Genomic DNA, 22,397 nt, shown 5'->3' on the forward strand with positions numbered 1-22,397 from the left:
GGAGCCCAAGTGGTCGGTGCCGCCCGCGTGATACGCAGGTGGCATGACCATCAACGACGCACTGACGGACGTGTCCGGCCTTCGGGTCGGCCACGCGCGCGTGGCGGGTCCGGGCGCGCTCAGCGGTACCACCGTCGTCCTCGCGCCGCCGGGCGGGGTGATCGCTGCCGTCGACGTACGCGGCGGCGGGCCCGGCACCCGGGAGACGGACGCGCTCGATCCGCGGAATCTGGTGCAGCGCGTGGAGGCGGTGACGCTGACCGGCGGCAGCGCGTACGGCCTGGAGGCGGCGGCGGGGGTGATGGCCTGGCTGGAGGAGCGGGGGCGGGGGGTCCGGGTCGGTCCGGACCCGTCGCAGGTCGTGCCCGTCGTCCCGGCGGCCTGTCTGTTCGACCTCGGGCGGGGCGGCGAGTGGCGGGCCCGGCCGGACGCGTCGACGGGCCGCGCGGCGGTGGAGGCCGCGGCGGCCACGGAGCTCGGCGCGCCGGTGCCGACGGGCGCGGTCGGGGCGGGGACCGGCGCGGTCGTCGGCGGGCTGAAGGGCGGCGTGGGCACCGCGTCCACGGTCCTGGATTCCGGGGTGACGGTCGGGGCGCTGGTGGTGGTCAACGCGGTGGGTTCGGCGGTTGATCCGGAGACGGGCGTGCTGTACGGGCGGTATTTCGACGGCCGCCCGGAGTACCCGGAGCCGGAGGTCCACGCGGCGGCCCGGCGGCGGCTCGCGGAGGCGGCGGAACGGAACGGGGCGCAGCCGCTGAACACGACCCTCGCGGTCGTCGCCACCGACGCCGACCTCACCCGCGCACAGGCGCACAAGCTTGCCGGGACGGCGCACGATGGGATCGCGCGCGCCGTGCGCCCGGTGCACCTGCTCAACGACGGTGACACGGTGTTCGCACTGGCGACGGGCGAACGGCCTCTGGAAGGGGGTCTCTTGGCATTGAACCCGGTACTCGAGGCGGGTGCGGACGTGGTGACCAGGGCGATCGTACGGGCGGTTCTGTCGGCGGAAGGCGTCGAGGGGGCGGGCGGGACGTTCCCCTCGTACCGCGACCTCTACCACCTCGACTGACGTACGGTTACGGCGAGTTGGGGGCGCACGGGAACTTCCCGAGCGCCCCCTTCGTTTTGCCGAACCCCGGACGCGATGTCAGACCAAGGGACTACGTTAAGCAAGCACCAAGTGACATGCGGCGACGGCCTGGAGACCCCTTGAACCATCCGAACGCTCCGTACGATCCGGCTGATCCGTACGAGACGACTGAGACGCACCTTGAGCGACTCCTCGGGCGGGCGCTCAACTCCTTCGACCTGCCCGACACCACGGTCGAGCGCCTGGAGTCCGCTCTGGCGCACTCCAGCTCGCTGCATGCCTCGCACCACAGTGCGGCGCGGCACCGCACGACGTACAAGCACTCGTATCTGCTCCTGGACGGGACGTCGCTGACGCTGTGGGAGCTGGTCCACAACACCGGGCGCGACGGCGCCGAGCAGCACGAGCTCTACACGGACGAGTCGGAGGCCGCTCTCGCCGCGTCCCGCCTGCCGCTCGTCGGCGGGGCGCTGGGCGCGGCGGCGCGGGGCCGCGACGGCACGGAGGCTCCCGGCCGCGCACAGCCCCTCGACCGGGACCGGGACCAGATCCGGGACCAGGACCAGGACCAGGACCAGGACCAGATCCTGGACCTGGACGGCGATCTGCGGCTGCTGGCCCGGCTGATGGCGAAGCCGATCCCGACGCGGCCGCGGATGTACGTGCCGGACAATTCGGCGGACCACGCCCGCCGGGTGCTGCGGCGCGCGGAGAACGCGGACCGGCCGGGCGAGGAGACGGCGGCCCGGCTGCGTTCCGCCTTCGCGCACCACATCACGCAGGCGTTCGGCCGCCACTGCGCGGTGCGGGGCGGCAGCAGCCCGAGGGCCGGCTTCACGCTCTACGAGCACGCGTTCCTGCTCCTGGACGGCAGCGAGCTGAGCCTGTGGGAGGTCGAACACACGGCGACGCCGGACGGCCGCCACATGTGCGAGGTGTACGTGGAGGAGCGCGCGGCCCGCGAGGCGATGGAACACCGCTCCCGAGTCCGCTGACAGGCGGACAGCCGGAAGCCGCCTCCCGTGGGGGAGACGGCTTCCGGTGTCACTCGCAGGGCCCCCTCCGGAGCCTTCGCGTCCTCGGCGCCGGCCTCAGCGGCTGAGCGCCGGTTTGCGGGCCTCGGCCGAGGCGAGAGCCTCGGACTCCGCGATCTCCGGCTCCGCGGTCTCTGACTCCACAGCCTCGGCCTCCGCGTGCTGCTTCGGCCGCGCGGGGAGCGCGAACATCACCACGAAGATCAGACCGAGCACCGCCACGACCCACCACAGCGAGCTCTGGAAGGCGTCCGTGAAACCGGCCGTCCTCGCGGCCGGGCCGCCTTCGGGCCGGATGTCGTCGACGACCGAGAAGAAGACCACCGACACCAGACCCAGGCCCAGCGCGTTGCCCATCTGACCGACCGTGTTGATGAGCCCGGACGCCGAGCCGGCGTGCTCGCGGGGCACCTCCGAGAGCACCGCGTCCGTCAGCGGGGCCACGATCAGGCCCATCCCCAGACCCATCACGATCAGCGGCAGGCTCATCTGCCACGGCGCGATCGAGGCGCCGTACCGGCCGGCCTCCCAGATGTAGAGCAGCAGCCCGGCCGCGAGTGTCAGCGCACCCGCCTGCAGCACCTTGCGCCCGAACCGCGGCACCAGCTTCTGCACCGACATGCCCGCCGCGACCGACACCGCCAGGGAGAACGGCACCCCGGTCAGACCGGCCTTCAGCGCGCTCCAGCCCAGGCCGATCTGCATGTACAGCGTCCAGACCAGGAAGAAGATGCCCATCACGACACCGAAGGTCAGCTGCACCGCGATACCGCCCGCGAAGCTCTTCACCTTGAACAGCGACAGCTCGACGAGCGGCGAGCCGTCCTTCCTCGTCTTGTACTTCTCGTACGCGACGAAGGCGGCGAAGACGAGGACGCTGCCGGCCATGCACAGGTGGCCCCAGAGCGGCCAGCCCAGCTCACGGCCGCGGGTGAGGGGGTAGATCAGCATCAGCAGGGCGAGCGTGATCAGGACGACGCCGACCAGGTCGAGCCGGAGCGCCTTCGGGGCGCGGGACTCGATGATGAACTTCCTGCCCAGGATCAGACCGGCGATGCCCACCGGCAGGTTGATCAGGAAGATCGGGCGCCATTCGAGGCCGAAGAGGTTCCACTGGGTGAGCAGCGCGCCGAGCAGCGGTCCGGAGACCGCGCCCAAGCCGACGATCGCACCGAAGAGCCCGAAGACCTTGCCGCGCTCATGGGCGGGGAAGGTGACGTGGACGATGGCCAGCACCTGCGGGACCATCATCGCCGCCATCGCGCCCTGGAGCAGGCGGGAGGCGACCAGCATCTCCGGGTTCGCGGCGAAGCCGCAGAGCGCGGAGGCGAGGGTGAAGCCCGCTATCCCGAAGAGAAAGAGGCGCTTGCGGCCGTAGATGTCACCGAGACGACCGCCGGTGATCAGGCCCGCGGCGAAGGCGAGCGCGTACCCGGCGGTGATCCACTGGATCGCGCCGAAGGAGGCGCCGAGGTTCCGCTCGATGCTGGGGATCGCGATGTTCACGATCGTGACGTCGACCAGGTCCATGAAGGCGGCGGTCATCACGATCGCGAGGGCGAGCCAGCGACGCCGGTCCGCGGCGGGCGAAACGGTCGGCGAAACGACCGTCGAAACGGCGCGCCCGGGCACGTCGGGTTCCTTGGACGAGGCGTCCTGGATGGAGGGGGAGGAGGTCATGCGGAAGAACTTAGGCGGCATATAGGCCAGGACATGTCCTAGATACCCAGGCATCCTGGAGAACATGACGGACACCCCGGCGCGACTCCTGAACCTGCTCTCCCTCCTCCAGACCCCGCGCGAGTGGCCCGGCAGCGAGCTCGCCGAGCGGCTCGCGGTCAGCCCGCGCACGATCCGCCGGGACATCGACCGGCTGCGCGACCTCGGCTACCCGGTCGAGGCGACGAAGGGTGCCGTGGGCGGGTACCGGCTGGTCGCGGGCACGGCCATGCCGCCGCTGCTCCTCGACGACGAGGAGGCGGTCGCGATCGCGGTCGGTCTGCGCGCCGGCGCGGGCCACGCCATCGAGGGCATCGAGGAGGCGTCCGTACGGGCGCTGGCGAAGCTGGAGCAGGTGCTGCCGTCGCGGCTGCGGCACCGGGTGTCGACGTTGCAGGCCGCGACGATCCCGCTGACCCGGGGCGACGGCGCGACGGTCGATCCGCACACGCTGACGGCGATCGCGGCGACGGTCACGGGCCGGGAGCGGCTGCGGTTCGGCTACCGGGCCGGGGACGGTACGGAGTCCAAGCGGCTGGTCGAGCCGTACCGGCTGGTGTCGACCGGGCGGCGGTGGTACCTCGTGGCGTACGACATGGGGCGGGAGGACTGGCGTTCGTTCCGGCTGGACCGGGTGAGCGAGCCGTTCGCGACGGGGGCGAGGTACACCCCGCGGGAGCTGCCGAAGGGGGACGCGGCTCGCTTCCTGAAGCACTCGATGTCCCGGCTCCAGCCGGAGCTCGACCTCGACGTCACCTTCCACGCCCCCGCGGAGTTCGTCGCCGCCCGCCTCCCGGCCCATCTGCCGCTGGCGCCTGAATCCCCGACCACCTGTCGCCTGCGGACGCGCTCCACGGAGTCGGCGGAGTGGCTGTCGATGCGGCTGGCCATGATGGACTGCGCCTTCACGGTCCACGCCCCGGAGTCACTGATCACGTACATGGGCGAGCTGGCGGACCGCCTGGCCCACGCCGTGCGGGAGTAGCCGGTACGCGAAAAAAGGGCCTGGGCTCCCCCGAGGGAGCCCAGGCCCGGACGTGGTGCGGCGGCCGGCGCATCACGCCACGGCGTCGAAGCCGGTGTCGCGGGCCATCTTCTTCAGTTCGAGGAGCGCGTGCTTCTCGATCTGGCGGATGCGCTCGCGCGTGAGGCCGTGCTCCTTGCCGACCTCCGTCAGCGTGCGCTCGCGGCCGTCCTCGATGCCGTAGCGCATGCGGATGATGGAGGCCGTGCGGTGGTCGAGCTTGCCGATCAGGTCGTCGAGCTCCTCGCGGCGCAGCAGCGAGAGAACCGACTGCTCGGGCGAGATCGCCGAGGTGTCCTCCAGCAGATCGCCGAACTGCGTCTCGCCGGCGTCGTCGACGGACATGTTCAGCGACACCGGGTCGCGCGCCCAGTCCAGGACGTCCAGGACCCGCTCCGGGGTCGTGCCGAGCTCCGCGGCGACCTCCGCGGGCTCCGGCTCGCGGCCGTTCTCACGGTTGAACTCGCGCTGGACGCGGCGGATGCGGCCCAGCTCCTCCACCAGGTGGACGGGGAGCCGGATCGTGCGGGACTGGTCGGCTATGGAGCGGGTGATGGCCTGGCGGATCCACCAGGTCGCGTACGTGGAGAACTTGAAGCCCTTGGCGTAGTCGAACTTCTCCACCGCGCGCACCAGGCCGGCGTTGCCCTCCTGGATCAGGTCGAGCAGGGGCAGACCGCTGCGCGGGTAGCGCCGGGCGACGGCGACGACGAGCCGCAGGTTGGAGCGGATGAAGACGTCCTTCGCACGCTCCCCCTCGGCGGCGAGTGCCTCCAGCTCTTCCCGGCTGGCCCCGCCCGCGTCGCTGTCGACCTCCTTGTCGAGGATCTGCTGGGCGTAGACACCGGCCTCGATGGTCTGCGACAGCTCGACCTCCTTGGCGGCGTCGAGCAGGGGCGTGCGCGCGATCTCGTCGAGGTACATGCCGACCAGGTCGCGGTCGGCGATCTCCCCGCCCACGGCGCGAACGCTGCTTGCCCGGCTGGTTCCATCGGTGGCGGTGGACTGGCGGGCGACGGCACGGGTTGCCATGCGTGCTCCCTTGCTGAGTAGGTCGCGACACCCTTCGGGTGCCCTGCATCCGACGGAAACAACGACTGGAATCGGGACAGAATTCCCAAGCCGCCCATCGATTTTCGTGATCATGCAGTACCCTGTACCGCCGCCGGGGGCGGACGGGTGCCGCAGAGGCCCGTAGAAGTGCAGGTCAGGCCGGGGGCGGAGGCGCTCCGGGGGCTCTTGCGTAGCTCCCTGACCACACCCCGCTTCCCACCCGGAAGACGCCCCCTGCCACCGTCCGGTTGCTCGCGATGTCCGAATTGTCGATCCGGGCGCCGAAACCGTCCGTCAGGACGAGAAACCGGCTCCACCAGGACGAGAAACCGACGTGCCGGGCCTCCGCCCTAGGTCCCAGGCCGGGCCCGCCTAGGTCCACAGCCCGTTACGGGCCACCCCGCCCCGCTCCTACAGTCCCCTCCATGGACACGACAGGCATCCTCGACGAGGCGCTGGAGCGGCTGCACGCCGCCGGGCCTGAGCGGAACGGCTGGCTCAGCAACCACGGCCCCATGGCCGTCGAAGCGCTGGTACGGCACGGCCAGGCGCCGGTCGTCCACCGCTGGCTGGACCACTACCGCGCCAAGCTGGAGGACATGCCACCCCTCAACACGCCGGTCACCGACGCCACTTGGCGTGAGGCGCTCGGCGACCCGGCCCGGATCGCCGACTGGGCGCGCTACTTCGAGCGGGAGACCGCCGAGCGGCCCTGGCGCGAGGTGCTGGCGCGGTGGTGGCCGCGGCTGCTGCCCGGTATCGCGGGCGGGGCCACGCATCCGGTGATCCGCACGGGCCATGCCGTACGCACGCTCCTGGACGGCGAGGAGACCGCACCCCGGGTCGTCGAGCTGGCCCACGCACTCGGCTACTGGGCCGCCCGCCACCAGCCGCTGGCGGACCTCACGACCCTCGCCCCCGCGCCGGACGCGGCCACCGCCCTGGACGCCGTACGGCCCGTACCCCTCCAGGAGGGCGGGATCAGGGACCGTCTCGACCAGCTGACCGCGTTCCCGCTCTGGGGTCTCGCTCCCGACCCGGAGGCCGCACGGGAGCGGCTGACCGAGCTCGTCGCGGCGGCGACCCACCGGTACGCGACCCATGGACACGGCGAGCCGGTCATGCTCGTGCACGCGGCCACCGCCCCCAACGCCGTCCTGCGGACCCTGCCGGCACTCCCCCGCGAGCTGTGGGCGGCGAGCCTGGCGGCCGCGTGGACGGCGAGCGCGGCGGTCACGGCGGCGTACGCACCCGGCAGGCCGGCGCCGTACAAGGCCACCTGCCTCACCGCCGAGGAGGTCTTCGAGCAGGCGGCGGCGCACGGCGACGACCACACGATCAAGTTCACCGACACCGCACTCGATGTGGGCGACCGGGTCGCCCTGGCCGCCGCGGCCCGCGCGATCGCCCTCAATCCCCCGGTGTTCCGCTGATCGGGAACGTCTGGGCGGCGGCCGCGCCGAACTGGACGGAGCGCTTGGCCAGGCCCATCCAGAAGCCGTCGATGACGCTGCGGCCCGCGTCCAGCTCCCCGGCCGCGTCCGCCGCGCCCAGGGTCACGAAGAGTGGCGCGAAGTGCTCGGTCCGCGGGTGGGCGAGCGCGCCCGCCGGAGACTTGTGCGCGAAGTCGAGGAGCGCGTCGACGTCGGCGGCCTCCAGCGCGCGCCGCCCCCAGTCGTCGAACTCCGCCGACCAGCCGGGCACTGCCGGGCCGGTGTGCCGCAGCGCGGCGAGATTGTGGGTGAAGAACCCGCTGCCCACGATCAGCACGCCCTCGTCCCGCAGTGGCGCGAGCCGGCGGCCGATCTCCATGAGCCGCCCCGGGTCGAGGGTCGGCATGGAGATCTGAAGCACCGGAATGTCGGCGGTGGGGAACATCTCGACCAGCGGGACGTACGCGCCGTGATCCAGGCCCCGGTCCTCGATGTCCTGGACCGGAGTGCCGGGGCCGCGCACCAGCTTGCGTACGGAATCGGCGAGCGCGGGCGCGCCGGGGGCCGCGTACCGGACCCGGTAGTAGTGCTCGGGGAAGCCCCAGAAGTCGTACACCAGGGGGACGGTCTCGGTGGCGCCGAGAGCGAGCGGGGCCTCTTCCCAGTGGGCGGAGACCATCAGGATCGCCGCAGGGCGGGGCAGGGCAGCGGACCAGGCGGCGAGCTGACCGGGCCAGACGGGGTCGTCGGCGAGCGGCGGGGCGCCGTGGGAGAGATAGAGGGCGGGCATCCGCGGGGGAGCGCTCATCACAGAGTCCTTGGATCAGTCCTTGGGTTCAGTCCTGGGATCACGTACACATGCCACGTGTATTTGAATCTTCAAGCTCATCGGACATGACGAGCCTAGGGCCATCTTGTTCAACTTTCAAGAATGGTCCGTAAGCTTGGACGCATGACCACCGCATCCCATGGCACGCCCCGCTGGCTCAGCGACGAGGAGCAGCGGGTCTGGCGCGCCTACCTCCATGCCACCACCCTCCTGGAGGACCATCTCGACCGCCAGTTGCAGCGCGATGCCGGGATGCCGCACATCTATTACGGACTGCTGGTCCAGCTCTCCCAGGCTCCCCGCCGCCGGATGCGGATGACCGAACTGGCCAGGGAAACCAAGATCACCCGCTCACGGCTCTCGCACGCCGTGGCACGGCTGGAGAAGAACGGCTGGGTCCGCCGCGAGGACTGCGCCTCCGACAAGCGCGGCCAGAACGCCTGCCTCACGGACGAGGGGTTCGAGGTGCTGCGGCGCACGGCGCCGGGGCATGTCGAGGCCGTACGGCAGGCGATGTTCGACCGGCTCAGCACGGAGCAGGTGGGGCAGCTCGGCGAGATCATGCGGGTCATGGCCGAGGGGCTCCAGCCCACGGACCCGAACGCGGACCTGCCCTGGCTCCGCTGACTTCAGGGAACCAGGGCAGGTACGGAACCAGGGCAGGCGCGGAACCAGGCAGGACACCCGGCATAGGGCCTCGGCGACTCAGTGCGCGACGACGGGGATCTTCACCGCGCCCTCGGACTCGGCGTCCGTACCCGAGCCCGCCACCACACCGCCGCCGGGGCGCCCGGTGTTGATGAAGGTGACGGCGATGACCGCGGAGACCGCCAGGATGCCGACCGCCCACCAGATCGCGGCCGCGTAGCCCTCGACCATGCCCTGGAGCTGGAGCAGCTTCTGGGCCGCGGGGGTGGTCGCGGCGGCCGCGTGGTCGGTGAGGTACGCGGTGGTCGCCGACGCGGCGATCGTGTTCAGCAGGGCCGTACCGATCGCACCGCCGACCTGCTGCGAGGTGTTCACCATCGCGGAGGCGACACCGGCGTCCCGCGGGTCCACGCCGTGCGTGGACAGCGACATCGCCGGCATGAACGCCGTACCCATGCCCAGGCCGAGCAGCAGCTGCGCCGGCAGGATCAGACCGGTGTAGGAGGAGCCGACCTCCAGCTGCGTCAGAAGCAGCATGCCGACCGCGGCGCTCAGGAATCCGGGGCCCATGAGCCAGCGCGGCGGGACACGGGTCATCAGCCGCGTGCCGATCTGCGTGGAGCCCACGATCATGCCCGCGATCATCGGCAGGAAGGCGAAGCCCGTCTTGACCGGCGAGTATCCCTTCACGACCTGGAGGTAGTAGGTCAGGAAGAGGAACAGGCCGAACATCGCGATGATCGCGAGACCCAGCGAGAGGTAGACCCCGCCGCGGTTGCGCTCGGTGAGCACACGCAGCGGCAGCAGCGGCGAGGCGACCTTCGCCTCGGTCGCGACGAACCCGGCGAGCAGCACCACCGACGCGACGAAGATGCCGACCGTCATCGAGTCCGACCAGCCGTCGGACTCGGCGCGGGTGAAGCCGTAGACCAGCGCCACCAGACCGAGGGTGGACAGGACCACGCCCGGGATGTCGAGCGGGGCGCGGTGGCGGCCGCCGGCCGGCTCGCGGATCACGAAATACGCGCCGAGGGCGGCGACCACGGCGAAGGGGATGTTGACGAAGAACGTCCAGCGCCAGTCCAGGTACTCGGTGAGCACGCCACCGAGGATCAGGCCGACGGCGCCACCGCCACCGGCGATCGCGCCGTAGATACCGAACGCCTTGGCCCGCTCGCGCGCGTCGGTGAACATGACGGCGAGCAGGGAGAGCGCGGCCGGGGCGAGCAGCGCGCCGAAGGCGCCCTGGAGGGCACGGGCGCCGAGCATCATCGCCTCGCCGGTGGCGGCACCGCCGAGCGCGGACGCGGCGGCGAAGCCGATCAGACCGACCACGAAGGTGCGCTTACGGCCCCAGAGGTCGGCTATCCGGCCGCCGAAGAGCAGCAGCCCGCCGAAGGCGAGGGCGTAGGCGGTGATGACCCACTGCCGGTTGCCGTCGGAGATCCCGAGGTCCTGCTGGGCGGAGGGCAGCGCGATGTTCACGATCGTCGCGTCCAGCACGACCATCAGCTGGGCGAGGGCGATGAAGACGAGCGCTTTCCAGCGACTCGGGTCGGCGACGGGGGTCTCGGCGATTTTTGACATGGGGGTAGCCACCTAGCGGTACGGAGTGGGGAAAAACGGACGTACGGAAGTCAGATGCGGGTGGTCAGCTGGGCGTGACGTACAGACGAGGAGCCGCTACGAGGGCTGCCGCAGGTCCTCCAGGGTCGCGGCGGCACCCGGGAGTACGGACCGGGCCGGCGTTTCGAGCCCGTCCAGGAAGAGCTGGAGATGCCGGTGGACGAAACGGTCCATGACGAGGCAGCCGGTGCCCGGCAGCGGGCGGGTCAGCTGCGAGAGGGCGACGAGCAGATCCCCCACGGCGACGTCGGTGCGGAGTCGGCCCGCCTGCTGCGCACGGTCGAAGAGGCCCTGGACGGCCTCCTCCAACCGCGTGCGTTCGACGAGGAGTTCGGGGTGGTCCAGGTCGAAGACGCCGGCGAGCATCGGGCACAGGGCGCCGATCCGCTCGTCGGCCGCGGCATGGGCGAAGCGGCGCACCGCGTCGAAGGTATCGGCCTCCTCCTCGGCCGCCTCGCGCGCCAGCTCGGTGGTGCGGGACATCACCGAGAGGACGACCTCGTGGACGAGGGCAGCGCGCTCGGGGAAGTGCCGGTAGAGGGTGGCGTTGCCGACCCCGGCCCGGCGGGCGATCTCGTCGAAGGGCACGTCGGGGCCGAACTCGACGAACATCTCGCGCGCCGCGCCGACGATCCGCTCGCGGTTGCGCAGGGCGTCCGCCCGCGGCCGGGAAACGCGCCGGGCGCCGCACACGCCGTTCGCCGTCTCGCCCACGATTCCGCCCTCCGAAGCCATCCGCCCCTCTCGGGGATCCCCCAACCGGGGAGTGTTTCCCCGTTTCCCGGGGACACAGGCGTAAACGGGGACTCCTTCCCCGGTTATTTCCCGAACCGGATGTGACCTGAGTCACTCCGGTGCGGCGGGGAAAACCCACGATCGGGCCACCCGGCGCGCGCGCCCGCACCCCCCGGCAGAGGGTGATCTCAGTGAGCGCAGTCCGGACCCGGCCGGCTGCCGCGGACCGAAGGCGACCGCATGCAGCCACCTCGCCGCCGGATACGCAGACCCCTCGCGCTCGGCGCGGCCACAGCCCTGGCGATCGCCGCGCTGGCCACCGCGAGCAGCACCCCGGGGCCCACCAAGGCCTCGGCCGGGCCGACCTCGTCCCCTGCGGGCCACAGCCCGCTCGGCCCCTGCCGGATCGCCGCCGCGCTCGGCGTCCAGATGTCGGAGGGGCTCCCCACACCCCCCGGCTACACCCGCTCCACCGGCCGCGTCCGGGCCCTGAACCTGATGGTCGACTTCCCCGACGCCCCCGGCCAGGGCACGGCGATGGGACGGTTCGACGAGTTCTTCCCGCAGACCGCCGAGTGGTTCCGGACCAGCTCGTACGGACGGCTCACCTACGTCCCCGAGGCGCCCCTGCCGGAGTGGCTGCGGATGCCGATGCCGTTCACCGCGTACGGGATAGAGCGCGGCTCGCCGTACGAACCGGGCTACCGCAGGCTCGCGCAGGACCTCGTCACGGCCGCCGACCCGAAGGTGGACTTCAGCGCCTACGACCTGGTCAACGTGCTGGTCACACCCAATGCCGGCCCCTCGGCGCTGGACACCGTGCTGTCCGTGACCTTCTCCGGCAACGACGACGCCCCCTACGCGGACGGGGTGCCGCTCGCCAACACCTCGTTCGTCTACAGCCGCCAGGACGACGGCTCGGGGTCGTACGCCGAGACCGGATACCGCGTCCTGCCGCACGAGAACGGCCATGTCTTCGGGCTGCCCGACCTCTACACCATGGACGGCGGCGGGACCGTCGGGCACTGGGACATCATGTCCGAGGACTGGGGGGCCAACAACGACCTGCTCGGCTGGCACAAGTGGAAGCTCGGCTGGATCGACGACGAACAGGTGGGCTGCGCGTCGGAGACCGGCGCCAGCGAGTACACCCTCACCCCGCTCGCGGTGAAGGGCGGCCCCAAACTGGCGGTCGTCCCGCTGTCGGACCGGGCCGGTTACGCGGTCGAGGTCCGCACCCGGGACGGCAACGACGAGGCCGTGTGCGAGCCCGGGGTCCTGATCTACCGCGTGGAGTCCGACGTGGACACCGGCCATGGGCCGATCACCGTCTCGGACAGCGACCGCGACAGCGGCGGCTGCACCCGCCGCCCCAACGTCCACGCGGAGCTGTCGGACGCGCCCTACCAGCCGGGCGAGACCTTCACGGACCGGGAGAACGGCATCCGTATCGCGGTCCTGGGCGAGGACGACTCAGACGGCTACCAGGTGCGCGTCACCCGGAGCTGACCGCCCCGGACCCTGCCGGCCCGGCATCGACCATGCTGTCGCGCAGCTCCCGCTTGAGGATCTTCCCGGTGGCGTTCCGGGGCAGCGGCTCCTCCTGCACGCGGACCTGGGCGGGCACCTTGAACGCGGCGAGCCGCTCCCCCACGTGCGCCCGCAGCTCCGGCGCTCCGGCCCGGGCGCCCGGCCGCAGCCGTACGACGGCGGCGACCTCCTCACCGAGCACGGGGTGCGGAACGCCCAGCACGGCCGCGTCGACGACGTCGGGATGCTCGTGCAGGACGGCCTCGACCTCGACGCAGTACACGTTCTCGCCGCCGCGGATCACCATGTCCTTGATCCGGTCGACGATGCTGACCCGCCCGTCGACAAGGGTGGCGAGGTCACCGGTGCGGAACCAGCTGTCGTCGGTGAAGGCCCGCCGGGTCGCCTCCTCGTCGCGCCAGTAGCCCCGCACCAGCGACTGACCGCGCAGCAGCAGCTCCCCGACCTCGCCGTCGGCGCCGCCGCCGGGCGCGTCTATCCGGAGCTCGGTGACGGGCGTGGGGCGCCCGGCGCTGCCGGGATGATCGCGGTACTCCTGCCCGAAGTTGGCCGTCACACCGCCGCAGGTCTCGGTCAGGCCGTAGCCGTTGCGGGGTTCGACCCGGTCGCCGAAGAGCCGGGTGACCTGGGCGACGAGCCGGGCGGGGGCGGCGGCGCCGCCGGTGTTGAGATGGCTGAGCGTCTCCAGCCGCTCCCCGCGCGCCTCGACGGTGTCGAGCAGCTGGAGGGCGGTGGTGGGCACTCCGGCGTAGTGCGTGACGCCGTGCTCCCTGATCAGGTCGACAGCCTCTTCCGCGTCCCACTTACGCATCAGGACGAGGCTGCCGCCGGCCGCCATCACGGCGTAGAAGGAGGTGAAGGCCGCGACGTGGAAGAAGGGGAAGGTCGTCAGGGAGACGGGGTCCGGGCCGAGGCCCGGCACCTTCCCGCGCCGCAGAGCGGACACGGCGGCCTGGAAGCGCGGGTTCATCGCGGCCCCGGCCTGCGCGAGGTGGGTGGCGACGGCGCCCTTGGGCCGGCCGGTCGTGCCGGAGGTGTAGATGATCGTGGCGTCGTCCTCGGGCCGTACGTCCACATCGGGCGGCCCGAGCGCGGGATCGGCGGGCCCCAGCTGGTCGTACGCCTCGAACCCGGGCTCGGCCTCCCCGTGGAAGACGATGCCGGGGACCCGGGCCCGCGCTGCCCAACGCCGTACGCGCGCCACCCGCTCCCCGTCGACGAGGAGGATCCCGGGCCGGCAGTCGTCGAGGGCGTACGTGAACTCGTCCTCGGTCCACCAGGCGTTCAGCGGCACCGCCACCAGCCCCGCCAGCTGGGCCGCCCAGAAGGCGATCTGCCACTCGGGGTGGTTGCGCATCGCGACGACGGCCCGGTCGCCCGGGCGCAGACCGTGGACCTCGGTGAAGCGGCGGGCGAGCGCGCAGGCCCGGGCGAAGAACTCGCCGTAGCTCGTGGTCCCGTCCCGCGTGACGAGGAAGGGCCGCTCGCCGTACGCCCAGGTCGCCTCCACGAACTCGCGCAGCGTGCGCGGCCCCTCGGCGTAGACGCCGTCCGTGACGGCGAAGGGCGCGCCGGGCGCGGTCAGCTTCCGAACGATCTCCACGGCCCCCACCTTTCCGCGGCGACGCTATGCGCCCACCCTGCCCCCGTCAAGATCGGTGTACGGACCATCGAGCGCCCGCACCGCAGGCTGGCGGTCAGAACATGCCGTGGTCGTGGGCGGGCGTCTCCGGGATCGGCTGGATGACGTCCCAGTGCTCGACGATCCTGCCGTCCTCCACCCGGAAGAGGTCGTAGAAGACGCTCGGGGCGGGCCCGACCGCCCCGTCGGCGAGGGTCAGGACGAAGTTGCCCTGCGCGACGGTCTTGCGCAGCGCGCGGTACGCGATCCGCTGCCCGCGCCCGGCGAAGGTGACGAGCCCGGCCCGCAGCCCCTCAAGCCCGTCGCCGAAGTGGGGATCATGCTGGAGGTACCGGTCCGCGTCGATGAACTCGGTGACGTCCCGGCCCCCTCCCATGAGCACGCCCTGCACGAAGCCGGTCACCAGCGCGCGGTTGGCCTCGGTCCGGTCGAGATCGACGACCTCGGTGGGCCCGTCGGTCTCGCTCCGCCCACTGACGGTGTCGCTGGTGAGCGGCTGCAGGGCGTCCCAGTGCTCGGCGATCAGCCCGTCCTCGACCCGGAACACGTCGAACGCGACCATGGGCCCGGGCCCGAATCCTTCGTACGTGACGTGGAGGGCGACATGATCGCCGTCCTCCAGCACCCGGTGCACGTCGTACCGGAAGTCGTTCCCCAGCATCCCGAGCATCGCCCTGAGCCCCTCGCGCCCGTCCGCGACGGTCGGATCGTGCTGGACGAACCCCTCCGAGAACCACCGGTCGACGGCCCGCGCGTCCAGCGCCCCGAACAGCTCACCTGCGGCTGTGAGCACAATCTCCTTGGCGCTGCGACCGGCCCCGGGACCCGGGCTGCTGCTCATACGACGACTCCTCCGCCACGACCACCGGGCCGCCCACCTGGCCACCCACCGGATGGTTCCCCCACCCCCGCCCCGACGCGGACCCGCGCACCCCCACGACACCCGGTCGGCCCAGGGGTGCCATCCGCTACGCTAGTCGCGCCGCCTTCGTAGCTCAGGGGATAGAGCACCGCTCTCCTAAAGCGGGTGTCGCAGGTTCGAATCCTGCCGGGGGCACAAGGGAAAACGGCCCGGAGCGATCATGCTCCGGGCCGTTTGACTGCACCACCTGACGCCGGTGCCACCGGATCGGGGCGATGCACAGCGCGGGCAACGGGACGACCCGCCGACGTCGGCTCTTGGGATCGTCCTGGTAGAGCTTCCCGCGACGGCGCTGCGTCTGCTGCCGGACGTGCAACACCCGGTGTTCCAGGTCGAGATCCGACCACCTCAGCCCAACCAGCTCTCCCCGGCGGAGCCCCATCGCGATAGCCAGAACGAAGGCCGCGTAGAGCGACTCGCCCCTGTCCCGGGCGGGGCGTGCTCCGACCGGGAGCGCGTCGAAGTGCTCTTCCTCGGCGAGGGGACGGTTCCGTCTGATCTGACGTGAACAGGCGGCTGCGTGACGGCCTGGGAGCGTCGTGACGCGGTGGCTCAGGCCAATCCGCAGGTAAGGCCCGCCATTTGCAGCCGGTGTCCACGACATAGCGGATCGCGTCGACGATCTCGCCCGGGGTGCTTCTCCGGCCGGCCGCTGCACCTCCCGCAGGAGCGGCCAGGTCGTGGACGTCTCCGGAGGCTCCGCGGCCGAAGCCGCGGCAGTCATCCAGTATCCCGGCCAGGACCGACACGGCCCCCCGATCCAGTGAATTACGGCGACACGCCGCGTGAGGTCACACAATGTGGCTATATGACTACTATCAGCAACACCTCATTCATCTGACCGAGCACGGCAGCTCGGCACCCGGAGGCAGCAATGGGGGCGCTCAACAAGATCGAACAAGGCTTCGAGGCCTTGGTGAACGGACCCTTCGCCAAGGTATTCAAGTCTGCGGTCCAGCCCATGGAATTCATCGGCGCTCTTAGACGCGAGTGCGACATCAATGCCCGGATCTGGGACCGGGACTGCACCATCGCGCCCAACGGCTTCATAGTCGAACTGAGTCCGGTCGATCACGAACTGCAGAGCGCGTGCCTGGTCATGCTCGGCGAAGAGCTGGTCCAGAAGCTGCGCGAGTACGCCGATCAACAGCGCTATTCGTTCGTGGGTCCGCTGAAAGTGCAGTTGCTGCGAACCGAGAACCTGAAGGCCGGACGGTTCCGCGTGCGCAGCCGACTCGAGGTCCCGCCCGGGGTCCAGCAAGCCCTGCAGGCCAATCAGCGCCGCCACACCACGTATGCGCCGTCGGCCAGGCCCGGCAGTGAAGGGCTCCCATCCTGGCAGCCGTCCCCACACATCCTGCGTGGGGACAAACAGGTTCTGACGGTGGAGCAGTTCATATCCCTTGGTCTGACGGTCGCCCCAGACGGCACGCTCGTCCGCGACGACCCGCCGAGGCCTCTCAGCACTCCGCCAAGGCCGCTGCGCCTCTTGGAACCCACGACGGACCGCGCGGGAGTGGCTGTTCTGCCTCGAACCGGTCACGGAGTACGTGGCCTCCCTTCTGCGCACGGTGTACCTACCGCGCTCCGTCCTGCAGAAAGCCTTACGCCTCACCTTGGGTGGGATACCGGCCGCCATGACGCCGGCTCGCCCGAACCTCAGATCAGAAACCGGGCCGTCCGGAGGCCGCCGGTCCGTCCAGTACCCCGCGGCGGTCTGCTCCGCGCAGAAGCCCCCCGTGACCGGTCCGGCCCACAGACCCAACCGCCGGCCGGGGAGCACCGCCGTCGTCACGCCGCCGACCCGGTGCCCGACGGAACTCTCACTCACTCGAAAGGACGCACCGTGACCAAAAAGCGCAAGACCTCCGTCGACCGTCCCGCGCCTGACAGAAGACGAGAGGCATCCGACGGCCCCGGCCTCGCGCCTCCCGCCTCGGGCGCCGCCGACGAGCCACAGGACGCCGCAGGTGAGACCCCCCTGCCGCACAGTGCAGCGGAGCACCACGACTCGGTGCCCGCCACGCACCGCCTCGGTGCAGAGCAGCCCCTGCCGGGGACCTATGCCAACCGGGCGCACGTGCCGCACGGCGCTCCCGGAATGCCGCAGCACTACGGCCCACCGGCTCACCAAAGTCCGGCGCTCTGGGCTGGTCCGGACCGAGGAGGTCGTACCGGGCTCCTGGGTCGCAGTGCTGCGGTGGAGCTCTCCTCTGACCGTCTGCTGCGCAACCAGCCCAGCGACCGTCGCAGCCTCAGCCGGTTGCGCATCGGCGAAAGGAAGGCGGAAAGGGAGCGCGAGCAGAAGTTGGCCATCCTCCGCACTCCGGTGGTGCAGTGCCACAAGATCGCCGTCATCAGCCTCAAGGGCGGAGTCGGCAAGACCACCACCACGACCGCCCTGGGCGCGACCCTCGCCACCGAGCGCCAGGACCGGGTCGTCGCGATCGACGCCAATCCGGACGCGGGAACACTCAGCCGACGCGTGCGCTGCGAGACCAGCGCCACCATTCGTGACCTCGTGGCCGAGATCCCGAACATCGACAACTACATGGCCGTACGGCGCTTCACCTCCCAGTCCCCGAGCGGACTGGAGATCCTCGCCAACGAGGCGGACCCTGCGCTCTCCACGGCGTTCAACGACGAAGACTACCGAGAAGTGGTCGGCTGCCTCGGACAGCACTATCCGATCATTCTCACCGACTCGGGGACCGGTCTGCTGCACAGCGCGATGCGGGGCATCCTGGATTTCGCGGACCAGCTGATCGTCGTCGCCACGCCCAGCGTGGACGGCGCCACGAGCGCCAGCACGACCCTGGACTGGCTCAACGCGCATCATTACGAGGACCTCGTCCAGCGGAGCATCACCGTGATCTCCGAGGCGCGCATGAAGAGCAAGAACGTGAGGGTGAACGACGTCGTGGACCACTTCCGCGCCCGCTGCCGAGGCGTCGTGATGGTTCCCTACGATGAGCACCTTGCCACGGGCTCGGAGGTCGATCTGGAACAGATGAAGCCGCGGACCCGCCAGGCCTACTTCGACCTGGCGACGCTGGTGGCTGCGGACTTCCCCCGCACCCAACCCGAGGCCGTGAGCTGGGGCGCCTCCTACCCCCATTCGGGGTACAACGCGGCCAGCATGTTCGCTGCCCCCGCGTGGGGCTGATCCGGTACCGGAGCGCGGCGGGGGCACAACGCGTTACCGCTCTGATCTGGGGTTTCTCCCCCAGGGAGGGCTCCTGCTCGGCCTCGGACGTCTCGTCCGGGGCCGTTCGCGTGAGCGGTGCGTGCGCGGTGCGTGAGCGGGCGGGTCGCCAGACCCCGATTTTTCTCCCGACGGCGTTCGTCCACACCGCCACCATGGGGCTTCCCTGACAGGACAGGGCCACTGCTACGACCTGCCAAGTGGTGACTGAGTGAATTCTGTTACGAAAATCCCGGACGAACGCAACAGTAGCTTCATAGCTTTCACCCACGACCGCACCCGCTGCTGAGGCGTCCAGAGCGCCGGCACACATCCGGGGGACGAAGCCGGGTGCGATTCCGCCTCCCTGCGTTGGCTACCCCAACGTGCCGCAGCTGCGCTCCTGTGCGCCTGGATGGCGGGCGGCGGACCCCCCACAACTCCTGCTGAAAGAAAGCGAAGACGGACATGACCACACCCGTCACCATCCCTGACCACAAGGCGCCGCGCCGAACGGGGAGGCGTGCCACGCTCCTTGCGGCGTCCACCCTCATGGCAGCGCCGCTGCTGGCCGGCACGGCGACGCCCGCCATCGCCGAGGACGGCAACACGTACCTCAAGACCGAACAGGAAGTCTTCGACTTCATCAGCAGGAGCGCGCCCCTGAACCAGAAGGAGGCCATCAAGGGCTACCCGGTCAGCGGTCAGGACTCGCGGGAGGTCAAGCTCGACGACGTCGAGAAGGTCTACCCGCACGACCAGGCCCTCTCTGACGTCCCGGGCAAGCTGGGCAGCCGATTCAACCTCCCGTCGGAGATTGCCACCGAGGGTCCCGACATCCGCAGGAGCAGCAGCGACGACAGGGAGCCCTGGCTGAGCAACTGGGACGCCAAGTCGATGTGCGGCCAGCCCAGCCACAAGCCCGGTGGCGAGCCCATGCCGTGCGGCTTCGTCGGCGTGCTCGACAAGGCGTACCCGAACTTGCTGACTGGGTCGGCAGTGATGGGCAAGGCGCAGTTCTCCTACAAGACCCAGGCCACGGTCGGTCAGGACACCAGCCAGACCAGCGGCTGGTCCGTCGGCGGAAAGGTCACCTCGGAACTGACGACCCCTGGTGGGCCGGGCGGCGGCAAGGCCGGCACGGAGCTCAACTTCACCTACAGCGAGTCGACCACCACCACCAACAAGTGGACGACCATGACCGAGCAGACCAACACCTATGACGTCCCGGACGGCGTGTCGGGGTGGGTCGAAGGGCGCGCCAACGGCGGCTGGTACCTGGGGTACAACGTCTACAAGCTCGACTTCACCGACGGCGACGGCAACCGGAAGCAGAAGATGGTCCTCATACCGGCACGCGTCCTGATCCAGGCACCCGGCAACTCGGTTCCCATGACGTTCGTCAAGCGCCAGGGGTAGCAGCGCATACACCGTCCGCCGCGACGACCCCACCCACGTCGGCCTCGGAGCCGGGGATGAACTTTTTCGAAAACCTTCAACGGAGACTTAAGAATTCTTCGGCCGCGAGGTAAGAAAATTGGTGTGCCACGCGGTGAGGAAATCTCATGCAACGACTCACGTCAGATTCCTCACCCGGCAGGGGCGCACCCCCCGTGCTACTGTCGATACCAGTTGCAGTTGTGGTTCCCAAAAACGTATTTCCGGATGTTTCTCCGGTCGGGGCAATCATCACGGCGACGCGGAGTCCGCAAAGTGTGGGCTCCGGGCTCTGCCCCAAAGGAGATTTGACATGGCATCTGGCACCGTGAAGTGGTTCAACGCTGAAAAGGGCTTCGGCTTCATCGAGCAGGACGGCGGCGGCCCCGACGTCTTCGCCCACTACTCGAACATCGCCGCCCAGGGCTTCCGCGAGCTGCTCGAAGGCCAGAAGGTGACCTTCGACATCGCGCAGGGCCAGAAGGGCCCGACGGCGGAGAACATCGTCGCCGCCTGACGCTGACACAGCGCGCGTAAAAACGTGGCCGGGGCCGCACCCTTTTGGGTGCGGCCCCGGTTTTTTGCGTGCGCGTCAGCCGGTCAGCGGAGCTCCTCCGGGCAGGTCGTGCCGCGCGGGAAGATCTTGTACGGGGCCGCGAGCCGGTAGACGCCCGGTTTCGGGGCCAGGAGCTCGGTCCATTCGTCGCCTTCCGCGTCTTCCTCCGCCTTCAGCAGGCACCCGTGCTCGTTGGCGAAGGACTTCGGCAGCTCGTCGTCCGTGCGGGCCTTCGACTCCTCCGTCTCCTGCGGAGGTTCCAGCTTCTTGCCGTTCTCGTCGACGAGGGCGAGCCAGGGGGAGTACGGGACACGGATCAGGACCCGGCCCGGCGCGTCCAGCCGGATCGTGACCTCGTTCGCACCGGCCCGGTCCACCTTGGCAGGCGGGGCCGCGAGCGGGGTCGGGTTGGCGACCTCGAACAGCCGCCAGTTGGCGTCCGACCAGATCTGGCGCAGATACGGCAGGCCCTCCGCGACGAGTTTCGCCTCCTGCTCGGCGCCCGAGTCCGGGGCGCCCGTCGGCAGCACGACGTAGTGGACGGCCCAGCGGGCCAGCCACTCCTGGTAGGCCGCGGCACTGAGCGTGTCGTCGTAGAAGACCGGGTTGCGCTCCATGTCCGCCTGCCGGTTCCAGCCGCGGGCGAGATTGATGTACGGGGCCAGCGCCGACGCCTCGCGGTGGCTGCGCGCCGGGACCACCTCCACCCGTGCCTTCTCGGCGCCGCGCACCTGAAGCTGGTTGATCAGCGGCGCCGCCTCGCGCGCCCAGGACGCGTCCGGCGCGGTCCGTACGACGTCGTCGACGCTCTTGAAGCCGATCCAGAAATTGAGCCCGGCGAAGGCCAGCACCAGCGCGTACCACCTGCGTGAGCGCGGCACGGCGTACGGCAGGGCGGCGAGCAGCACCACGCCCGCGAACAGCATCGCCATCCGCGACACATTCGACCCGATCTGCGAGTCGACCACCCACGTCAGCAGGGTGCCCAGCGTGTAGACGGCCGCGGCGGTGCGGACCGTACGCCACTGCTTCGGCACGAGCACGGCGACCAGGGCCCCGAAGAGGAACGGCAGGCTCGTCGACATCAGCGACATCGGCTGCGTCCCGGAGAAGGGGAAGAGCCACGCGGAGAGCGCCACCACCACGACCGGGGCCAGCCCGAGCGCGTACGCCCCCGGGCGCCGCTTGTGCAGGAACAGCGCGGCGGCGACGACCCCGAGGAACAGCCCGGCGACCGGGCTCGCGGCCGTGGCCAGACCGGCCAGCGGCGCCGCGACGGCGGCCTTCGCCCAGCGCTTGTGCCGCCACCGGTAGGGCCAGCAGAAGACGGCGGCGACCGCGCCCAGCGCGAACATCATGCCGAGGCCGAAGGTGACCCGGCCGGACAGCGCGTTGCACAGCAGCGCGAAGACCCCGGCGAGCGCGCAGGCCAGCGGATTGCGGACGGCCCGCACCCGGACGAGGATCAGCGCGACGAGCCCGGCCGAGACCGTGCCGGCGACCATCATCGTCGTCCGGACGCCGAGGACGGACATCACGTACGGCGACACCACGCTGTACGAGACCGGGTGCATGCCGCCGTACCAGGCGAGGTTGTACGCGGAGTCGGGGTGCCGGCCGACGAACTCCGCCCAGGCGTCCTGGGCGGCGAGGTCGCCGCCACTGTTGGCGAAGACGTAGAACCAGAGGACGTGCGTCAGCGCGGCGACCGCGGTCGCGACGGCGACCGGGAAGCGCCTGCGCCGGTGGAACGGCTTCGGGCGGGCCGCCGGACGAGGGCCCGGGCTCCGCGGCACCGGGTTCCTGGGGGCCGGGAGCTGTATTCGCGGCGCGGCCGGCGCCCGGTCCGGGCCCGCTCCCGGCTCGGCGCGTGTCGGGTCAACAGTCGTCACTGCGGCTCTCTCCGTGTAG

General features: G+C 70.8%; 17 protein-coding genes, 1 tRNA gene and 2 pseudogenes. 10 read left to right on the top strand and 10 right to left on the bottom strand.

Annotated elements, in window-relative coordinates; genetic code table 11:
- Nucleotides 1-43: 43 nt before the first annotated feature.
- On the top strand, nucleotides 44-1,072 hold the full coding sequence (locus ACZ7LT_RS23880) for a P1 family peptidase (RefSeq protein ID WP_471238116.1): 1,029 nt from the start codon (nucleotides 44-46) through the stop codon (nucleotides 1,070-1,072).
- A 116-nt stretch (nucleotides 1,073-1,188) separates the two neighbouring features.
- Nucleotides 1,189-2,088, top strand: coding sequence for a DUF6227 family protein (locus tag ACZ7LT_RS23885; RefSeq protein ID WP_471238117.1), 900 nt, complete (start codon nucleotides 1,189-1,191; stop codon nucleotides 2,086-2,088).
- Nucleotides 2,089-2,184: 96 nt separating this feature from the next.
- Here ACZ7LT_RS23885 and ACZ7LT_RS23890 read toward each other — a convergent pair whose 3' ends face one another.
- On the bottom strand, nucleotides 2,185-3,807 hold the full coding sequence (locus tag ACZ7LT_RS23890; RefSeq protein WP_471238118.1) for an MFS transporter: 1,623 nt from the start codon (nucleotides 3,805-3,807) through the stop codon (nucleotides 2,185-2,187).
- Nucleotides 3,808-3,871: 64 nt separating this feature from the next.
- On the opposite strand from ACZ7LT_RS23890, the gene ACZ7LT_RS23895 reads away from it, so the two are divergent.
- On the top strand, nucleotides 3,872-4,831 hold the full coding sequence (locus tag ACZ7LT_RS23895; protein WP_471238119.1) for a helix-turn-helix transcriptional regulator: 960 nt from the start codon (nucleotides 3,872-3,874) through the stop codon (nucleotides 4,829-4,831).
- A gap of 72 nt (nucleotides 4,832-4,903) precedes the next feature.
- Here ACZ7LT_RS23895 and ACZ7LT_RS23900 read toward each other — a convergent pair whose 3' ends face one another.
- Nucleotides 4,904-5,902: a sigma-70 family RNA polymerase sigma factor gene (locus ACZ7LT_RS23900; RefSeq protein WP_471238120.1), complete on the bottom strand. Its 999-nt coding sequence runs from the start codon at nucleotides 5,900-5,902 to the stop codon at nucleotides 4,904-4,906.
- A gap of 446 nt (nucleotides 5,903-6,348) precedes the next feature.
- Here ACZ7LT_RS23900 and ACZ7LT_RS23905 point away from each other — a divergent pair, with 446 nt between their 5' ends.
- Nucleotides 6,349-7,356, top strand: coding sequence for a questin oxidase family protein (locus tag ACZ7LT_RS23905; protein ID WP_471238121.1), 1,008 nt, complete (start codon nucleotides 6,349-6,351; stop codon nucleotides 7,354-7,356).
- Here the strand turns inward: ACZ7LT_RS23905 and ACZ7LT_RS23910 are convergent.
- Nucleotides 7,334-8,164, bottom strand: coding sequence for a dioxygenase family protein (locus tag ACZ7LT_RS23910; RefSeq protein WP_471238122.1), 831 nt, complete (start codon nucleotides 8,162-8,164; stop codon nucleotides 7,334-7,336). The two genes, ACZ7LT_RS23905 and ACZ7LT_RS23910, sit on opposite strands and share 23 nt — an antisense overlap.
- Before the next feature lie 144 nt (nucleotides 8,165-8,308).
- Here ACZ7LT_RS23910 and ACZ7LT_RS23915 point away from each other — a divergent pair, with 144 nt between their 5' ends.
- On the top strand, nucleotides 8,309-8,812 hold the full coding sequence (locus ACZ7LT_RS23915; RefSeq protein WP_471238123.1) for a MarR family winged helix-turn-helix transcriptional regulator: 504 nt from the start codon (nucleotides 8,309-8,311) through the stop codon (nucleotides 8,810-8,812).
- Between the two features lie 78 nt (nucleotides 8,813-8,890).
- Here the strand turns inward: ACZ7LT_RS23915 and ACZ7LT_RS23920 are convergent, their stop codons facing one another.
- A complete protein-coding gene (locus ACZ7LT_RS23920) occupies nucleotides 8,891-10,420 on the bottom strand; it encodes an MFS transporter (protein WP_471238124.1) in 1,530 nt (509 codons plus the stop codon).
- A gap of 96 nt (nucleotides 10,421-10,516) precedes the next feature.
- The gene (locus tag ACZ7LT_RS23925) at nucleotides 10,517-11,173 is read right to left on the bottom strand and encodes a TetR/AcrR family transcriptional regulator (RefSeq protein ID WP_471238125.1); all 657 of its coding nucleotides are present in this window, start codon (nucleotides 11,171-11,173) and stop codon (nucleotides 10,517-10,519) included.
- A 261-nt stretch (nucleotides 11,174-11,434) separates the two neighbouring features.
- On the opposite strand from ACZ7LT_RS23925, the gene ACZ7LT_RS23930 reads away from it, so the two are divergent.
- Complete coding sequence (locus ACZ7LT_RS23930; protein ID WP_471238126.1) at nucleotides 11,435-12,703, top strand: M6 family metalloprotease domain-containing protein; 1,269 nt, start codon at nucleotides 11,435-11,437, stop codon at nucleotides 12,701-12,703.
- Here the strand turns inward: ACZ7LT_RS23930 and ACZ7LT_RS23935 are convergent.
- Together ACZ7LT_RS23935 and ACZ7LT_RS23940 are read right to left on the bottom strand one after the other, a co-directional pair.
- Nucleotides 12,690-14,348 (bottom strand): class I adenylate-forming enzyme family protein, encoded by a 1,659-nt coding sequence (locus tag ACZ7LT_RS23935; protein WP_471238127.1) that lies wholly within the window; start codon nucleotides 14,346-14,348, stop codon nucleotides 12,690-12,692. The genes ACZ7LT_RS23930 and ACZ7LT_RS23935 overlap by 14 nt on opposite strands.
- Before the next feature lie 94 nt (nucleotides 14,349-14,442).
- Nucleotides 14,443-15,228, bottom strand: coding sequence for a nuclear transport factor 2 family protein (locus ACZ7LT_RS23940; RefSeq protein WP_471238128.1), 786 nt, complete (start codon nucleotides 15,226-15,228; stop codon nucleotides 14,443-14,445).
- A 143-nt stretch (nucleotides 15,229-15,371) separates the two neighbouring features.
- On the opposite strand from ACZ7LT_RS23940, the gene ACZ7LT_RS23945 reads away from it, so the two are divergent.
- Nucleotides 15,372-15,444 (top strand) — tRNA-Arg (locus tag ACZ7LT_RS23945).
- A 58-nt stretch (nucleotides 15,445-15,502) separates the two neighbouring features.
- Here ACZ7LT_RS23945 and ACZ7LT_RS23950 read toward each other — a convergent pair.
- Both ACZ7LT_RS23950 and ACZ7LT_RS23955 read right to left on the bottom strand, forming a co-directional pair.
- Nucleotides 15,503-15,805: pseudogene (locus tag ACZ7LT_RS23950) on the bottom strand (tyrosine-type recombinase/integrase); the annotation flags it as partial.
- A 58-nt stretch (nucleotides 15,806-15,863) separates the two neighbouring features.
- Nucleotides 15,864-15,963: pseudogene (locus ACZ7LT_RS23955) on the bottom strand (transposase); the annotation flags it as partial.
- Nucleotides 15,964-16,183: 220 nt separating this feature from the next.
- On the opposite strand from ACZ7LT_RS23955, the gene ACZ7LT_RS23960 reads away from it, so the two are divergent.
- From ACZ7LT_RS23960 to ACZ7LT_RS23970, 3 genes are all read left to right on the top strand, one after another.
- A complete protein-coding gene (locus tag ACZ7LT_RS23960) occupies nucleotides 16,184-18,475 on the top strand; it encodes an FhaA domain-containing protein (RefSeq protein ID WP_471238129.1) in 2,292 nt (763 codons plus the stop codon).
- A 486-nt stretch (nucleotides 18,476-18,961) separates the two neighbouring features.
- Entirely contained in the window at nucleotides 18,962-19,912 is a 951-nt protein-coding gene (locus ACZ7LT_RS23965) for a hypothetical protein (protein WP_471238130.1), read from the top strand.
- Between the two features lie 331 nt (nucleotides 19,913-20,243).
- A complete protein-coding gene (locus ACZ7LT_RS23970) occupies nucleotides 20,244-20,447 on the top strand; it encodes a cold-shock protein (protein ID WP_019887138.1) in 204 nt (67 codons plus the stop codon).
- A gap of 83 nt (nucleotides 20,448-20,530) precedes the next feature.
- On the opposite strand, the gene ACZ7LT_RS23975 is transcribed toward ACZ7LT_RS23970, so the two are convergent.
- Complete coding sequence (locus ACZ7LT_RS23975) at nucleotides 20,531-22,378, bottom strand: MFS transporter (RefSeq protein ID WP_471238131.1); 1,848 nt, start codon at nucleotides 22,376-22,378, stop codon at nucleotides 20,531-20,533.
- Nucleotides 22,379-22,397: the final 19 nt, after the last annotated feature.

Source organism: Streptomyces sp. NPDC039465 (assembly GCF_055639315.1).

What these genes read in the sequence shown, in the direction of transcription:
- ACZ7LT_RS23880 (WP_471238116.1), top strand. Translation starts at nt 44, where the DNA reads ATGACCATCAACGACGCACTGACGGACGTGTCCGGCCTTCGGGTCGGC.
- ACZ7LT_RS23885 (WP_471238117.1), top strand. Translation starts at nt 1,189, where the DNA reads ATGCGGCGACGGCCTGGAGACCCCTTGAACCATCCGAACGCTCCGTAC.
- ACZ7LT_RS23890 (WP_471238118.1), bottom strand. Translation starts at nt 3,807, where the DNA reads ATGACCTCCTCCCCCTCCATCCAGGACGCCTCGTCCAAGGAACCCGAC.
- ACZ7LT_RS23895 (WP_471238119.1), top strand. Translation starts at nt 3,872, where the DNA reads ATGACGGACACCCCGGCGCGACTCCTGAACCTGCTCTCCCTCCTCCAG.
- ACZ7LT_RS23900 (WP_471238120.1), bottom strand. Translation starts at nt 5,902, where the DNA reads ATGGCAACCCGTGCCGTCGCCCGCCAGTCCACCGCCACCGATGGAACC.
- ACZ7LT_RS23905 (WP_471238121.1), top strand. Translation starts at nt 6,349, where the DNA reads ATGGACACGACAGGCATCCTCGACGAGGCGCTGGAGCGGCTGCACGCC.
- ACZ7LT_RS23910 (WP_471238122.1), bottom strand. Translation starts at nt 8,164, where the DNA reads ATGAGCGCTCCCCCGCGGATGCCCGCCCTCTATCTCTCCCACGGCGCC.
- ACZ7LT_RS23915 (WP_471238123.1), top strand. Translation starts at nt 8,309, where the DNA reads ATGACCACCGCATCCCATGGCACGCCCCGCTGGCTCAGCGACGAGGAG.
- ACZ7LT_RS23920 (WP_471238124.1), bottom strand. Translation starts at nt 10,420, where the DNA reads ATGTCAAAAATCGCCGAGACCCCCGTCGCCGACCCGAGTCGCTGGAAA.
- ACZ7LT_RS23930 (WP_471238126.1), top strand. Translation starts at nt 11,435, where the DNA reads ATGCAGCCACCTCGCCGCCGGATACGCAGACCCCTCGCGCTCGGCGCG.
- ACZ7LT_RS23940 (WP_471238128.1), bottom strand. Translation starts at nt 15,228, where the DNA reads ATGAGCAGCAGCCCGGGTCCCGGGGCCGGTCGCAGCGCCAAGGAGATT.
- ACZ7LT_RS23960 (WP_471238129.1), top strand. Translation starts at nt 16,184, where the DNA reads ATGGGGGCGCTCAACAAGATCGAACAAGGCTTCGAGGCCTTGGTGAAC.
- ACZ7LT_RS23965 (WP_471238130.1), top strand. Translation starts at nt 18,962, where the DNA reads ATGACCACACCCGTCACCATCCCTGACCACAAGGCGCCGCGCCGAACG.
- ACZ7LT_RS23970 (WP_019887138.1), top strand. Translation starts at nt 20,244, where the DNA reads ATGGCATCTGGCACCGTGAAGTGGTTCAACGCTGAAAAGGGCTTCGGC.